Genomic DNA, 13,990 nt, shown 5'->3' with positions numbered 1-13,990 from the left:
ATCTCAGGCCACGCCGCCGCCCGAGCCGCGACTCGCGCCGTCGGCGTGGCCTGAGATCAATCCATCGACGAAGTCACGGCCGACCCCAGGCCATTCATAAAGTATTCAGTATTCTGAATTAGGAGATCTTCGTACCCTGAATAAGTGATCTTAGAGTTGATCTCAGCTGGGCGTTACCCCGCATTCACGAATTATCTTGTCCCGGCCACTTGCCATTCGTACGTTCGAGCCCTTAACTGCGTCACGGCTGCATCAGGGAGCCCCGAGCGGCGGGCCGGGTGCGGCGCTCACCATGCGTCGACCCGCGGCCCACCGCGCCCCCACCCACGACACCTGTACCGGAGAACCCGGAGGACACCCATGTTCGTGACCCACCGTTCGACCCGCGCCGTCGCCGCCGCGGTGCTCGCCGCAGCGCCCTTCACCGCATTCGCCGCGCCCGCCGCGGCCGCGGTCGCGCCCTCCTTCGCGCCGCTGCACCAGTCGGCCGTGCACACCCCGTTCTTCATCTCACACGGTCTGCACGTCTCGAACACGACGGTCACCAGTACCAACTGGGCCGGCTACGCCGCGACCGGCTCCACCTACACCAGTGTGTCCACCAGCTACACCCAGCCGTCGGTGAGCTGCTCCGGCCGCTCGGGCACCTACGCCGCGTTCTGGGTCGGCCTGGACGGCTACTCCTCCAGCACGGTGGAGCAGACCGGCACCATGGCCTACTGCAACGGCTCCACGGCCGAGTACGTGGGCTGGTACGAGATGTACCCGCAGGGTTCGAACGACTACTCCAACACCGTCAAGGCCGGGGACTCGATCTACGAGTCGGTCACCTTCTCCGGCACGAAGACCTACACCCTCGTGCTCGAGGACAAGACGCGCAGCTGGACCAAGACCACCACGGTCAGCGCCTCCGGCGACGCGCGCTCCTCCGCCGAGGTCATCGCCGAGGCCCCGTACTCCGGCGGCGTGCTGCCGCTGGCCGACTTCGGCACGGTCACCTTCGACAGCTCCCTGGTCAACGGCTCGAACCTGAGCTCCTTCAGCCCGACCGCGATCAACATGGTCTCCTCGTCCGGTGCGGCCGAGGCCACCACCAGCGGCTTCTCCGGCGACAACTTCGGTATCACCTGGGACAGCGAGTGATCCGCACGCCCCTGGCATAGCTCCAGCGGCGCGGGCTGCCCGGTCTCAGCCGAGCAGCCCGCGCTTGTACGCCTCGGCGACGGCCGCCGCGCGGTCGCGCACGCCGAGTTTGGCGTACAGGTGCAGCAGATGCGTCTTGACCGTCGCCTCACTGATGAACAGCGTCTTGGCCGCCTCCCGGTTGGTGCTGCCGGACGCCACGAGCGTCAGCACCTTGAGTTCGCGCTCGGTCAGCCGCTGCTCGGCCGGGCCCGCGGGCGTGCGCACGCGGCCGAGCAGCTTCTGCGCCACCGAGGGCGCGAGCACGGCCTGGCCCCGGTGGGCGGCGTGCACGGCGCGCACCAGTTCGTCCCTGGGCGCGTCCTTGAGCAGGTAGCCGGTCGCGCCCGCCTCCACCGCCGGGAGCACGTCGGCGTCGCCGTCGAAGGTGGTCAGCACCAGGACCCTGATGTCCGGGGCGCGTTCGCCGAGCAGCCGGATCGCCTCCACCCCGCCCGTGCGCGGCATCCGCAGGTCCATCAGCACCACGTCCACCTCGAGCGCGACGGCCCGGTCCACCGCCTCGGTGCCGTCCGCAGCCTCCCCGGCCACCTCGAAGGCGTCCTCGCTCTCGAACACCGCGCGCAGCCCGTCGCGCACGATCGGGTGGTCGTCCACGATCAGCAGCCTGATCGGCTGCCCGCCGTCCGTGTCCCGGCTCATCCCGTACTCGCCTCGCTCCCCTGGTTCACCGCGGCGTCCGTCCGCACGCCCGCCGCCTCGACGCGTCCGCCGCCGTCCTGCTCGACGCCCAGCCCGTCCGGGCCGTCCGCGTCGCCGTCCTCGCCGTGCAGCGCGGGCACGCTGGCACTCACCGTCGTGCCGTCGCCCGGCGTGCTCTCGATCTCCAGCCGGCCGCCGACCTGGCGCAGCCGGTGGCGCATGGCGGCGATGCCGTAGCCGGTGCCGTCGGCCGGGGTGCGCTCCACCCCGTCCGCGTCGAAGCCCTTGCCGTCGTCGAGCACGTCAAGCGAGACCTGGTCGTGCATGTACGTCAGGGTCATGCCGACCTGGGTCGCCTCGGCGTGCTTGGCCGTGTTCGCCAGCGCCTCCTGCGCCGCCCGGAACAGCACCACCTCGAGCACCGGCTGCAAGGGCCGCGGCTCGCCGTCGACCTCGGCCCGCACCGGGATGCCGGAGGTCTGGGTCCAGTGCGCGGCCAGGTCGCGCAGCGCCTCGGGCAGCCGCGCGGCCTCGAGCTGTTGCGGCCGCAGGGCCTGGACCGAACGCCGGGCCTCGGCCAGGGACTCCCGGGCCAGCTGCTTGGCCAGGCCGAGGTGGCGGCGCCGGCGCGGCGCGTCCTGCTCGGCCAGCTCCGCCGCCTCGAGCTGGGCCACAATGCCCATCAGACCCTGGGCCAGGGTGTCGTGGATCTCCCCGGCCATCCGCTGCCGCTCCTCCACGATGCCCGCCGATCTGGCCTGTACCACCAGCCGCGCGTGCAGCCCGGCGTTCTCCTCCATCATCTGCTCGAGCCGCCGGTTCGCCTCGGACAGCTCGCCGATCTCCTTGATCCGCTGCTCGCTGCGGCGGTCCTCGTCCAGGCCGGCCTTGGTCATCACGCCCACGATGAACACGTTCACCGCGAACAGCCCGCCGTAGGGGATCCAGACCAGGCCGTGCAGCTGCCCGCGGCCGCCCACCTCGGACAGGGCCATCAGCCCGGCGTTGGTCACCATCCCGGGGATCTTCCACCGGCCCGGCACCAGGATGACGTGCAGGTAGCCGCTGAAGCCGAAGACGGCGAAGAAGGGGTTGAGCACGATCAGGGCGCCGATGAAGGCGAGCAGCCCGACGTAGTAGATCGAGCAGCGCACCTTGTGCTGGTCGCGCTGGTAGGGCGTGACGTAGAGCAGCGCCATCCACAGCGCGGCGGCCGCGGCCAGGCCCAAGGCCTTGGCCGGGTAGTAGGGCGTGTCACCGCCGACGACGAGGGCCAGGGCGAGCGAGACGGCGAGCGCCACATAGGGGATGACCGCCGCGGCCAGCTCCATGTGACGCTCGCGCACCTGATTGGTCACTGCGTTCTCATTCCCAGCGGAACACTCGGGCCGACACGACGCCCCCGACCACAGTGTATCCGGCCAGTACCGCAAGGTGTTGCCAGAGCGCGCCCTGCCCGGACCAGGAGTCCATCACCGCGCCGAACGGGACGTACCCGCCGATGGTCTGGAACACGTGCGGCAGTTCGGCCGTGGGCACGTACAGCCCGCTGAAGAAGAAGTTCAGGATCATGAACGGCATGCCCATGCCCGCGGCCATGCCGCTGCTGGTGGCCAGGGCCGCCGCGATCATCCCGACCGCCATCACGGCGGCGAAGCCGAGCACGAAGGAGCTGATCACCGCGCCGAGATCGGTCGGCATGTGGGCGCCGAACACGGCCGTGCCGAGCAGCACGATGAGTACGACGCCGCCGAGGGTGAACGCGGTCAGCACCGCGACCAGCGCGGCGAGCATGCCGCCGGGCGGGACGGGGCTGACCGAGAAGCGCCGCAGGGCGTTGCGCTCCCGGAACGAGGCCATCAGCGAGGGCAGTCCGGAGCAGGCGATCAGCAGCGGCACCATCGCGGCGATGGTGGGCACGTACACGTCCAGGGTGGAGCGCCCGCCCAGGCTCACCTCCGGCTTCTTGGTGCCCGGGATCAGCCCGAACACGAGCAGCAGCGCCACCGGCAGCAGGATCATCACGAACACGCCGGGCTCGCGGAACATCAGCTTCACGTGCATGCCCATCAGGGCCCGGAATCCGCGGGAGGTCATCCGGCGGCGCGGCCGCGCGGTGGGGGCGGCGGCGACGGTCACGGCGGTCATCTCAGTTCTCCTTGCCGTGCTCGGTGAGGTGGATGAAGGCGTCGTCGAGGCTGGACTGCTCGATCCGCAGGCTCCCCGCGGTGATCTGACGGCGCGCCAGCAGCGCGGTCACGGCCGAGACCAGTTCGTCCGCGCCGGTCACCTCGATCTGGGTGCCGCGCCGCACGACGGTGGCGACCTCGGGCAGCGCGAGCAGGTCGGCGTCCTCGATCGGCGCGGAGGGGCGAAAGCGCATCCGCTGTCCGCCGCCGCCTCGGGCGGCCAGGCCCTCGGGGGTGTCCACCGCGACCACCCGGCCGCGGTCGATCAGGGCGACCCGGTCGCACAGGCGCTCGGCCTCCTCCATGAAGTGGGTCACCAGCAGCACCGTGACACCGCTCTCGCGCACCTGCTCGACCAGCTCCCAGGTCTCGCGCCGGGCGTGCGGGTCGAGGCCGGTGGTCAGCTCGTCGAGCACGACCACGCGCGGGTTGCCGACGAGGGCGAGCGCGATGGCCAGGCGCTGCTTCTGTCCGCCGGAGAGCTTCTTGTAGCGGTCCCGAGACTTCTCGTGCAGGCCGAGGCGGCGCAGCAGCGCGGCCACGTCGGCCGGGTCGCGGTAGAAGGACGCGAACAGGTCCATCACCTCGCGCACCTGCAGCTTGTCCGGCAGCCCGGCCTCCTGTAGCTGCACGCCGACGCTCTGGTGCAACTCGTCGCGATCGGCGACGGGGTCGAGCCCGAGCACGCGGACGCTGCCGGCGTCCGGCGTGCGCAGCCCGGAGATGCACTCGACCGTGGTGGTCTTGCCCGCCCCGTTGGGCCCCAGGATCCCGAAGATCTCCCCCTGCTCCACCGCGAAGCTCACCTCGTCCACGGCGGTGAGCTCGCCGTAGCGTTTGTGCAACCGTTCGACCTCGATGACCGGCATCGTCCTCGTCCTCCCCGTACGACGGGTACTCGGTGTTCTTCCTACGCACTCCATGCTGCCGGTGCACGGGGGTGCGCCGGATCGACCGGCGGGCGGGTGTGGTGGACCGACGCGGTGGAGTCCGGCATCCACCGATCGGTGGATGCCGGACTCCGGGAGGTGCGGGGGTGGGTCAGTTGTAGCTGGTCAGGTCCTCTTTCTCCTGGCCGCTGCCGACCCGGCCGCCGGTGTTGTTGATGATGTTGTCGATGGTGCCGCCTGCGCCGCCGCCGAGCGAGATCGTCACCATGCCGTTGAACTGCACGCCCGAGCTGTTCGGCGCGGTGATCGCGTTCGCGGCCTGGACACTCGTGTTCGTGAACAGGCAGTAGACGCCGATCCCGTAGGCTTGGAAGGCGGTGACGGTGGAGTGGACGTTGAGCGAGGCGTAGCCGTCCGCGGAGCCGTCCATCCAGGAGGCCTGGTCCGGCGGGTCGTAGGGCATCTCGCTCTGGTAGAAGTAGACGGCTCCGCCATTGCCGTTCCACTGGGTCTGGATGTGCTGGTAGTGCTCGACGGCGAGTCCGTACATGGTCACGTTCGCGCCGTTGACCGCGAGGCCGTTGGCCGCGGTGTTGGTGCTCCACCCGACGGTTCCGCTGTTGCCGTGGTCGGCTCGCCACAGCCACAGGTCATCGCCGATGACGTTGTTGCTGTTGACGACCAGCGTCTCCGAGGCTTGACCGACGGTGGCCCCGCCGATCCGGGCGAAGACGTCCGAGAGCACCGTCGGGTCCGACGCGTGGCTCGCGCTCGAACCGCTCGGGCCGATCTGCACCAGCGTGGAGCTGTTGGTCGTACCGGCGTCGAAGATCAGACCGCCGATCCGGATCCCGTTGACGTCCGCGGTGGACAGGATCGTGTCACCGCTGTTGGACACCAGCGTCGCCAGACCCAGACCGAGCACCACCGTGTCCGGGTTCGACACGTTGATCGTGCCGCTGATCTGGTACACACCCGGGGTGAACAGCAGGTCCTGCCCGGCCGAGAGCGCCGCGTTGATCTGCGTGACCGTGCTGCTCGGCGTGGCGATGTAGAAGTCGCTGATCGGCAGCGACGTGCCCGGCGTGTTCCCGTTCGTCCAACTCGCACCCTGCGAGCTCGTGCGGTTGGAGGGTACGAACACGTCCCAGTTGCCCGAGGAGTCGATGTACAGGTACGGCTTCTCGGCCACCGCAGGGGTCTGACTGATGGTGGTGTCCGGCGGGCTCGGGAAGCTCTGCGCGGGCACACCGGTGTCGCCGACGAACACCATGTTCCAGCTCGACCCGGTCCAGCTGCCGTACTGGTCGTTGCGGGACAGGTACTGCTGCTGGGTCTCGGAGTTGACCTCGCCGGTCACGACGGAGTCGGCGATGAACCCGCCGCTGGCCCAGCCGTTGTTGTCGGCCAGCACCGCGTCGCCGATGATCTCGACTCGGCGCAGCGGCGCGGCCTGGGAGGCGGCCCACTCGGTGGAGGCGGAGGACGGGTCGATGGTGATGTTCTCCACGTCCCGCCAGAAGTTCTGCGTCGCGTTCCCGCTGAACCAGCTCGCGTCCGTGTAGACCCCGCCGCCGGTGATGACGGTCTGAGTCGGGTTCTGGCCGAGGCCGATGACCTCGGTGTAGAAGCCGACCGGGACGGTCACGTCGTAGGTGCCCGGCTCGAACATCAGCTCATAGCGCTGAGTGCCGAACTGGTTGGACTCCTGCGAGGAGTAGACCGCGTTGATGTCGTTCTGGATCGTCGTGGTCGACATGGAGGGCGTGAACACGTAGACGTTCGCGCCGAACGCCGGCGTCGCCGCCGGGGTGCCGCTGGTGGAGACCGTCCAGTTCTCGCTCGCGCTGCCGTTGCAGGTGTAGAGATCGGCCGTGGACTTGGCCGTGGTGGCCGACCCGGTGACGCTCAGGCAGAGCCCGGAGGCGCCCTCGACGATCGTGCCGTTGGACTCGACCGTCCACTGCTCGTAGGCGTCGCCGTCACAGGTGTTGACGTCGGCGGTGGTCTTGAGCGCCGAGGAGTTCCCGCTGGCGCTGAGGCAGAGTCCTGAGTTCTTCCCGACGATGGTGCCGTTGGTCTCGAGCGTCCAGTTCTCGCTCGCGCTGCCGTTGCAGGTGTAGATGTCGGTGGTCGCTCCCGCCGCGGTCGAGCTGCCGGTCACGCTCAGGCACAGGCCCGAGCTGTTCCCGGCGATCGTCCCGCTGGACGGGGTGGCCGCGGCGTGCGCCGCGGTCGGTCCGGCGAGGGTGAGGGCGAGCGCCGTGGCCGCGGCGGCGAGGAACGCGGGGATGCGGGTGTGCCGGATCCGGCCGCGCTGTGCGCGCGTCATCCCACGGTCCAGTTCTCGCTGGCGCTGCCGTTGCAGGTGTAGACGTCCGCGGTGGCCTTCGGGGTGGTGGAGGATCCGGTGACGCTCAGGCACAGTCCGGTGGCCCCGTTGACGATGGTGCCGTTGGACTCCACCGTCCACTGCTCGTATCCGTCGCCGTCACAGGTGTTGATGTCGGCGGTGGTCTTGAGGGTGGAGGAATTGCCGCTGATGCTGAGGCAGAGTCCTGAGTTATTACCGGTGATGGTGCCGTTGCTCTTCACCGTCCAGTTTTCACTGACACTGCTGTTGCAGGTGTAGATGTCGGTCGTGGCGCCGGCCGTGGTGGCGGCTCCGGTCACACTCAGGCAGAGCCCTGAATTGGCGCCGACGATGGTGTCCCCGGACCCGGAGGTGCCGCCGCTCGAGCCGGTGATCGCGTTGAAGATCGACGAGTACTGGTACCCGGTGCCCTTGTCGTAGCCGTCGACCTCCCAGAAGGAGAGCTCGGCCACGCCCTTGCCGGCCGCGAAGCTCTCCAGGGTGGAGGCGTTGGCGGTGGTGAAGTCCTCGTTGTCGTCGTTCTGCCCGGCTATCGGGGTCAGCCCGAGCATGTTGTACGCCGCCGACGTCGAGATCCCGTACAGCGTGGCCAGCTGGCTCGCCGTGTCCGTCGCCGCCGACTCCGCGTCGGCCAGCGCGTTCTGCCCGTTGCCGAAGTCCATCGTCATGATGTTCACGACCGAGACCTTCACGCCCTGGCTCTTCGCGTCCTGCAGCAGCGCGTACTCCGAGCCCGACCCCGTCGGCAGCCCGGTCGGGTTCACCGCCAGGGTGAAGTCCACCTGCACGCTCGGATCAGCGGCCTGCAACGCCGCCAGCGCCTGGTCCCGACGCGTGGTCGAGGCCGTGTCGGAGAGCACGCCGCCCTCGATGTCGAAGTCCAGCCGCGTGGCGCCGGTCGTGTTGACCACGCTCTGATACGCCGCCTCCAGCGAGGACACGCTGGTACAGGTCTGCGCCAGCTCACCGCCGTCGGCCCCGCCGAAGGAGATGATGACGTTGCCGCCGTCGTTCTGGATGGCGGCGATCTGGGAGTTGAAGGCGCCGACGGCCGAGTCGCCGTCCTCCCACTCGGGCGTGCAGCCGGACTTCGGGGTGAGGAAGGCCAGCGTGTAGTACTTCAGGCCGGTCGCGCTCAGGTCGGCGGCCATGTCGCCGACGTCGGAGGTACTGACCTGGAGGTAGGGCGCGGCGTAGTGCGCCGGGAAGCCGCTGGCCGCCTCGGCGGGCGCGGCGGCGAGCAGCGGGACGCCTCCGGCGACCGCCGCGAGACTCGCGGCGACGAGCAGCGGCATGCCGCGGCGCGCCTGCGATCGGAACCTGTGAATAAGCATGGGTATGATCAGCTCCTTCGAACTGAGCCGGCCGGCGGCTGCGATCGCGCCGGTCGGGGGGAGGACGGTCCCGGCTCCGGGGTGGGCTCCGGAGCCGGCCGTGCCAGCGATTGCAGCAGCGCGCCGCGGGGCGGTCAACGGCCTTGGCCAAAATTGGTTCAGACCACCGCCGATTGTTATGGCGAAGAGATGTAACTCACCCGTGTTTCAGAGCCCTGGGAATACCCCGCCGCATACCGGTTGACGGGGCCGTTTCCGCCCTCTATCGTGGCGATGTTCAGCTCCATGGCCAGAGTTCATATATATGAACCCTTTCGAAGCCTTCCGGAATCACCCCGGAGACCCCGCTGCGAGGGGGCGTCGGGCGCAAACCCAGAAGCTCGAACTGACACCGCGTCACCCGCTCCCCCGGCGACGCGCATACCCTGAAATGACCGGATAGACCGTTTTCCGCCCGAGGTGACCTACCATGATCCGCCGTGCCCAACATCATGTGGACGTGGCAGGAGGCCACACTGATCGCCGTCCTGCTGGCCGCCGGCCGGGTCGCGATGAACCGGCGCGGCCTGTGGCCCCGCGCGCAGCCCGCCGTGCACGAGCTCGCCCTGATCATCGGACTGTATGCAGTGTGGCAGCTGGCCGGCGCGCTCGCCGTCGGCGGACTGCAGGACGCCGCGGCGCGCGGGCGGTGGATCTGGGACGCGGAACGCACCCTGCGCCTGCCGAGCGAGGCCTGGCTGCAAGGGCTGGTCCTGCCGCACCGGCTGCTCGTCGAGGCGGCGAACCTCTTCTACTACTCCGCCCACTTCACGGTCCTGATCCTCTTCCTGATCTGGCTCTTCGTCCGGCACCGGGACGTCTATCCGCGGTGGCGAACGACGCTGGGCCTCGTCACCACCGCATGCCTGCTCATCCAGTTCCTGCCGGTGGCGCCGCCGCGGCTGGTGCCCGGCATCGGGATCGTGGACACGGCCGTGCTCTACCACCAGTCCGTCTACGCCACCAGCGCCGTATCAGCCGACGAACTGTCCGCGATGCCGTCCGTGCACGCGGCCTGGTCGCTGTTCGTCGCGGTGTGTGCGTGGCACGTGACGACCTCGCGCTGGCGCTACCTCGGGTGTGTACACGCGGCCGTGACGATCTGGGTGATCGTCATCACGGGCAACCACTACTGGGCCGACGCGCTCGTCGCGGCCGCGCTGTTGGTGCTGACGCTCGCGGCCCAGCGCTCCACGCGTTCGCTGTGGTCACGGGCTTCGCCGCGATGGCGGGTGAAGGTCGCGGCATGGGGCGGCGGCGTCTGGGCCGGGGTGCGCGCGACGCGCCAGAGCGGCGGTACCGGCGGCGACGGCGGCAACGGGAGCTGAGACTCCGTTTCCCGGCGTCCGCGCCGGGAAGGCTAGTCACCGTGATCGAGCGTATGGGAGACGTCAAGGTCATCACTCATTCCGGTACCGACATGCTGACAGACCCGTCCTGGGACGCCTTCGCCGCCGAACACGGCACCGCGTTCCACACTCGGCGCTTCCTACTGTCCTGGTGGAACGACAGGCGGGCCAAGAACCCGGCGTCCGAACTGCTCACGGTGAAGGTCGTGGACGGCGGGCGACTCGTGGGACTGTGCGCGTTCGAGCGGGACGCGCACGTGCTCGGCTTCGCGGGCGGGCGCGACGTGGTGGACTACATGGGCCCGGCGGCGGTGGCCGGCCGGGAGAAGGAGGTCGCCGAGGCCCTGGCCCGGTGGATGTTCCAGGACGCGGCGTGGACCAGGGCCGCGCTCGCCGGGCTGGTGCACTGCGATCCGGTGGCCGAGGCCCTCGCCGACGCCGTGGTCCACCTCGCCCCGGACGCCGTCGTCGCCCCCTACGATCAGGCCCCGAGGATCGAGCACGCACCGCAGGGCTACCTCGCGCTGCTCAACTCCAAGCGCCGCGCCGACATCCTGCGCAAGCGCAGGCAGCTGAGCGAGGTGGTGGGCGAACTCAGCCTGGTCGACTCGACCTGCGCGACCGTGGCCGAGACGACGGACCGGCTGCTGGCCTGGAAGGCCGCGGCCGACCCGGCGATGGGCGAGTTCGTCGAGGCGTACGGAGACTTCGTGCGCGGCATGCTGGCCGAACTCTCCGCAGTGGACGCCGCGCGCGTGGTCGAACTGCACGGCGACGGCCGCCCGCTCGCCTCGGTGATCGCGCTGCGGCACGGCGAGACCGTGTCCATCTACAACATGGCCTACGATATGTCGCTCAGCGCCCAGGGCGCGGGCCTGGCCCCCGGCGTGGTCCTGATATCCCTGCTGATCGAACGCAGCCTGGACCAGGGCCTGCGCTTCGACTTCCTCAAGGGCGCCCAGGACTACAAGCTGCGCCTCGGCGGCGTGCCGGTGGACCTGCTCGCCATCACCGTCGAACGCTGAGGAACCGGCACTCGAGAACAGGAGCGGCGCGATGCGATTCGGCTACATCGGTTCGATGAAGGTCAAACCCGGCCACCGCGCGGAGGTGGCCGCCGTCCTGATCGAGGCCGCGGACGGCCTGCGCGCGGCCGGCTGCGTGCTCTACCTGGTGACCGAGTCGGCCACCGACGAGGACACCATCTGGGTCACCGAGGTGTGGGAGAGCAAGGAGCACCACGACGCGTCGCTGCAGATGCCGGAGGTGGCCGCCGCGATCGGCAAGGTCATGCCGGTACTGACCGGCGAGTTCACCCAGCAGCAGACGAACGTGCTCGGCGGCCTGGGCATCTGAGTCGTCCGGGCCTGCGTCCCGGTCGCCGTTTTCAGCCCGCCCGCGTCTGCCGCCGCGGGCCGGGCGCCACACCCCGTGCGCCCGCGTCCCCGTACCCGTCGGCGGCGTCCGTCGGTCTTGCCCGCCTCAGCGCGGGTACCGGGCTCCCGGGACCGCGCCCGCGGGCACCGGCGCCGGGGGCAGGTGCTGGGCCGCGCTCGGCGTCTTGAGCGCGTCGAAGGCGGTGCGGATGGTCCCGATCATGGAGTGGACCTCCTCGCGCGCCTTCTCCAGGGCGCCTTCCACCTGCACGCCGAACGCCATCCCGAAGGCCTTGAGGAAGTCGAGCTGCGATTCGAGCTGGGCCAGGCTGCTGGAGAGTTCCTCGTTGCGCCGCTGGAACGCGGACTCGGCCGCGATCAGCCCCTGCCGGTGGCCCTCGTTCACCGTGGCCTGATACTGGTTGCGGGCGTACTCGGTGACGTTGCGCACGTACTCCTCGGCCGCCCTGATCTGCTCCTCGGCCTGCTGCTGCGCCATCAAGATCGCGTTGACCGCGGCCGCGGTCACCCGCCGCTCCGGCATCGAGGCCTGCGCGGCCTGGGCGGCGGCGGCCTGCTGGGCCTCCGGCGAGCCCGCGGCGGCGAGGTAGGTCGCCCGCAGCTGCGCGGTCAGGTCGTCGTTGCGGGCCCGCAGTTCGAACTCGACCTCGCCGGCGGCCTGCAGCTCCGTCAGCACCCGCCGCTTGAACCGCTGCACGCCCTCCTCGTCGAACCCGCGCCGGGTCACGCCCGCGCGCGGGAACTCCCACGCGTCGACCTGATCCGACGTCAGTCGCACGGCCCGTCTTGCCGAGCTTTCGTACTCGCTGAAGCTCACGGCTGACTCTCCTCCAGATGGATGGCCCCCGGGATCACTCCCGCCTCCTTCAACCGCCCGACGGTGTGCTGGCACATCGCGGGCGAGCCGACGACGAACACCTCGTGGCCCGGCCACGCGCCGGCCCCCGCCGCCACGTCACCCACCAGACCCCGCGCGCCCTCCCAGGCCGTCTCGTCGGAGACCACGGGCACCACGGTCAGCCACGGATGATGCGCCGCCAGCGCCTGAAGGCGCGGCAGGTCGTACAGGTCCGACGCGATCCGCGCGCCGTAGAACAGGGCCACGGTCCGGCCGTGGCCCGGGGTGGCCGCGAGCTCCTCGACCACCGCGTGCAGCGGCGCGACCCCGGTGTTCGCGCCGATCAGCAGCAGGTTCGAGTCCGGCGCGGCCGAGGCCAGGGTGAGGGCGTGGCCCACCGGCGGCCCCAGGCGCATCCGATCGCCCACCCCCATCACGCTCACCAGCTGCCAGGAGACCGTGCCGACCAGCTTGACGTGCAGCTCGATGGTCCGGTCCCGGCGCGGCGGGTGCGCCGGGGTGTAGAACCGCCAGCGGGCCGGGGCCATCGCGGTCTCGAGCGTCATCGACTGCCCGGCCCGGTACGGGAAGGGGTCGCGGGTGGCGATGGTCACCCGGGCGATGTCGCGGCGCCCGCCCAGGATCTCGTGCGCCACGATCTCGGCGTCCCACCAGGGCGGGGTGGAGGCGGAGGCCTCCTGCGCCGCGTCCAGCATCACCTGGGAGACGATGCCGTAGGCCTCGGTCCAGTTCGCCGCGACCGCCGGCGTCCAGTCCGGCCCGAGGAAGTGCTCGAGCGTGGCCAGCAGGCTGGCGCCGACGGCCGGGTAGTGCGCCGGCGCCACGTCGAACTTGCGGTGGTCGCGGCCCAGGCCCTGCAGGAACGGGATCGCCGCGCCGAGGTCGTCGACGTTCGCCACGACGGCCCCGAGCGCGCCGACCAGCCGATCGCGTTGCGCCGCCATGGACGGCGGGAACATCCGCCGCACCTCCGGGTGGCTCAGGAACAGGTGGCTGTAGAAGTACAGCGGCACCTGCTCCCCGTACTGGGTCACCTTCGCCCAGGAGTTGCGCAGTATGTCCGGTTCGATCACGAGCTGCTCGCTTAGTCTCGCTGAGTCTGGAGCCGTCGGCCGCCGGTTACGCGGCGGCGGAGATCACGTAGGGCGCCACGGCCTCCAGGGCCGCACCGATGGTGGCGACGATGTCGTCCTCGACCTCGAACGCCGCGAGGGCGCCCACCAGCACCTCGCCGGTGCGCCCGTAGTCCTCTGCGGTGATGCCCAGATCCGCGTGCGCGCCGGTGAGGTAGGCCGCCACGTCCAGCTCCTTGGCGCCCGGACCGCCGAGCACCACCTTGAGCACCTCGGCCAGGTGCGGCTTGATGTTGTCGACGGACCGGCCCTCGAAGTACGCGGCCAGCTGCGGCTCGGCCAGCAGGTCGACATAGAAGCGGTCCAGGACGGCCCGGACCGCCGGAGCACCGCCGACGCGCTCCCACTGCGAGGGGGCGGTTTCCACGTCTGCCATGGGAAATTCTTCCTTCCGTCGAACCACCGACAGGGCTCGAACATGAAAGAACGTCCGTACGGCACGTTCGAGGCCCCGAAAACGGATGGAGCTTAGCAGCGGCCCAAACGTGACTATCGGGGTATTCGTACCCTCATAGGAGACATATCTGGGCACTGTCACGAACGTTCGATATCTCAGATGCCGGACCCGGTCCGGCCCACCC

At 70.1% G+C, this 13,990-nt stretch carries 13 protein-coding genes; 4 read left to right on the top strand and 9 right to left on the bottom strand.

The features are described from left to right. Positions 1-360 precede the first annotated feature (360 nt). A complete protein-coding gene (locus KDL01_RS31615; protein WP_212532331.1) occupies positions 361-1,143 on the top strand; it encodes a G1 family glutamic endopeptidase in 783 nt (260 codons plus the stop codon). Between the two features lie 45 nt (positions 1,144-1,188). Here the strand turns inward: KDL01_RS31615 and KDL01_RS31610 are convergent, their stop codons facing one another. From KDL01_RS31610 to KDL01_RS31585, 6 genes are all read right to left on the bottom strand, one after another. Beyond that, positions 1,189-1,845 (bottom strand): response regulator, encoded by a 657-nt coding sequence (locus KDL01_RS31610; protein ID WP_212532330.1) that lies wholly within the window; start codon positions 1,843-1,845, stop codon positions 1,189-1,191. Then, a complete protein-coding gene (locus tag KDL01_RS45560; RefSeq protein WP_212532329.1) occupies positions 1,842-3,203 on the bottom strand; it encodes a sensor histidine kinase in 1,362 nt (453 codons plus the stop codon). The genes KDL01_RS31610 and KDL01_RS45560 overlap by 4 nt, the downstream gene beginning before the upstream one ends. Positions 3,204-3,210: 7 nt before the next feature. After that, positions 3,211-3,993, bottom strand: coding sequence for an ABC transporter permease (locus tag KDL01_RS31600; protein WP_212532328.1), 783 nt, complete (start codon positions 3,991-3,993; stop codon positions 3,211-3,213). Position 3,994: 1 nt separating this feature from the next. Next, positions 3,995-4,903 carry an ABC transporter ATP-binding protein gene (locus KDL01_RS31595; RefSeq protein ID WP_212532327.1) on the bottom strand — a complete coding sequence of 303 codons (909 nt, stop codon included), beginning with the start codon at positions 4,901-4,903 and terminating at the stop codon, positions 3,995-3,997. Between the two features lie 172 nt (positions 4,904-5,075). Beyond that, positions 5,076-7,256, bottom strand: coding sequence for a pectate lyase-like domain-containing protein (locus KDL01_RS31590; protein WP_212532326.1), 2,181 nt, complete (start codon positions 7,254-7,256; stop codon positions 5,076-5,078). Further along, the gene (locus KDL01_RS31585; protein WP_212532325.1) at positions 7,253-8,632 is read right to left on the bottom strand and encodes a ricin-type beta-trefoil lectin domain protein; all 1,380 of its coding nucleotides are present in this window, start codon (positions 8,630-8,632) and stop codon (positions 7,253-7,255) included. The genes KDL01_RS31590 and KDL01_RS31585 overlap by 4 nt, the downstream gene beginning before the upstream one ends. A gap of 479 nt (positions 8,633-9,111) precedes the next feature. Between KDL01_RS31585 and KDL01_RS31580 the strand changes: the two genes are divergently transcribed. From KDL01_RS31580 to KDL01_RS31570, 3 genes are read left to right on the top strand one after another with little or no spacing between them, the layout of a single operon-like run. After that, positions 9,112-9,999 (top strand): phosphatase PAP2 family protein, encoded by an 888-nt coding sequence (locus KDL01_RS31580; RefSeq protein WP_212532324.1) that lies wholly within the window; start codon positions 9,112-9,114, stop codon positions 9,997-9,999. Positions 10,000-10,040: 41 nt separating this feature from the next. Beyond that, positions 10,041-11,045 (top strand): GNAT family N-acetyltransferase, encoded by a 1,005-nt coding sequence (locus KDL01_RS31575; protein ID WP_212532323.1) that lies wholly within the window; start codon positions 10,041-10,043, stop codon positions 11,043-11,045. A 31-nt stretch (positions 11,046-11,076) separates the two neighbouring features. Then, positions 11,077-11,376 carry a putative quinol monooxygenase gene (locus KDL01_RS31570; protein ID WP_212532322.1) on the top strand — a complete coding sequence of 100 codons (300 nt, stop codon included), beginning with the start codon at positions 11,077-11,079 and terminating at the stop codon, positions 11,374-11,376. A 126-nt stretch (positions 11,377-11,502) separates the two neighbouring features. Here the strand turns inward: KDL01_RS31570 and KDL01_RS31565 are convergent, their stop codons facing one another. Genes KDL01_RS31565 through KDL01_RS31555 form a run of 3 tightly spaced genes read right to left on the bottom strand, consistent with a single transcriptional unit; the run spans position 11,503 to position 13,785 of the window. Continuing rightward, the gene (locus tag KDL01_RS31565) at positions 11,503-12,234 is read right to left on the bottom strand and encodes a hypothetical protein (RefSeq protein ID WP_212532321.1); all 732 of its coding nucleotides are present in this window, start codon (positions 12,232-12,234) and stop codon (positions 11,503-11,505) included. Then, on the bottom strand, positions 12,231-13,349 hold the full coding sequence (locus tag KDL01_RS31560) for a globin domain-containing protein (RefSeq protein ID WP_212532320.1): 1,119 nt from the start codon (positions 13,347-13,349) through the stop codon (positions 12,231-12,233). The genes KDL01_RS31565 and KDL01_RS31560 overlap by 4 nt, the downstream gene beginning before the upstream one ends. Before the next feature lie 46 nt (positions 13,350-13,395). Next, positions 13,396-13,785 carry a group I truncated hemoglobin gene (locus KDL01_RS31555; protein WP_212532319.1) on the bottom strand — a complete coding sequence of 130 codons (390 nt, stop codon included), beginning with the start codon at positions 13,783-13,785 and terminating at the stop codon, positions 13,396-13,398. Positions 13,786-13,990 lie beyond the last annotated feature (205 nt).

Source organism: Actinospica durhamensis (genome assembly GCF_018139695.1).
In the GTDB taxonomy this organism is placed as follows: domain Bacteria; phylum Actinomycetota; class Actinomycetes; order Streptomycetales; family Catenulisporaceae; genus Actinospica; species Actinospica durhamensis.
Note: the sequence above shows the minus strand (reverse complement) of the source record. Positions and strands in the feature narration are given on the sequence as shown.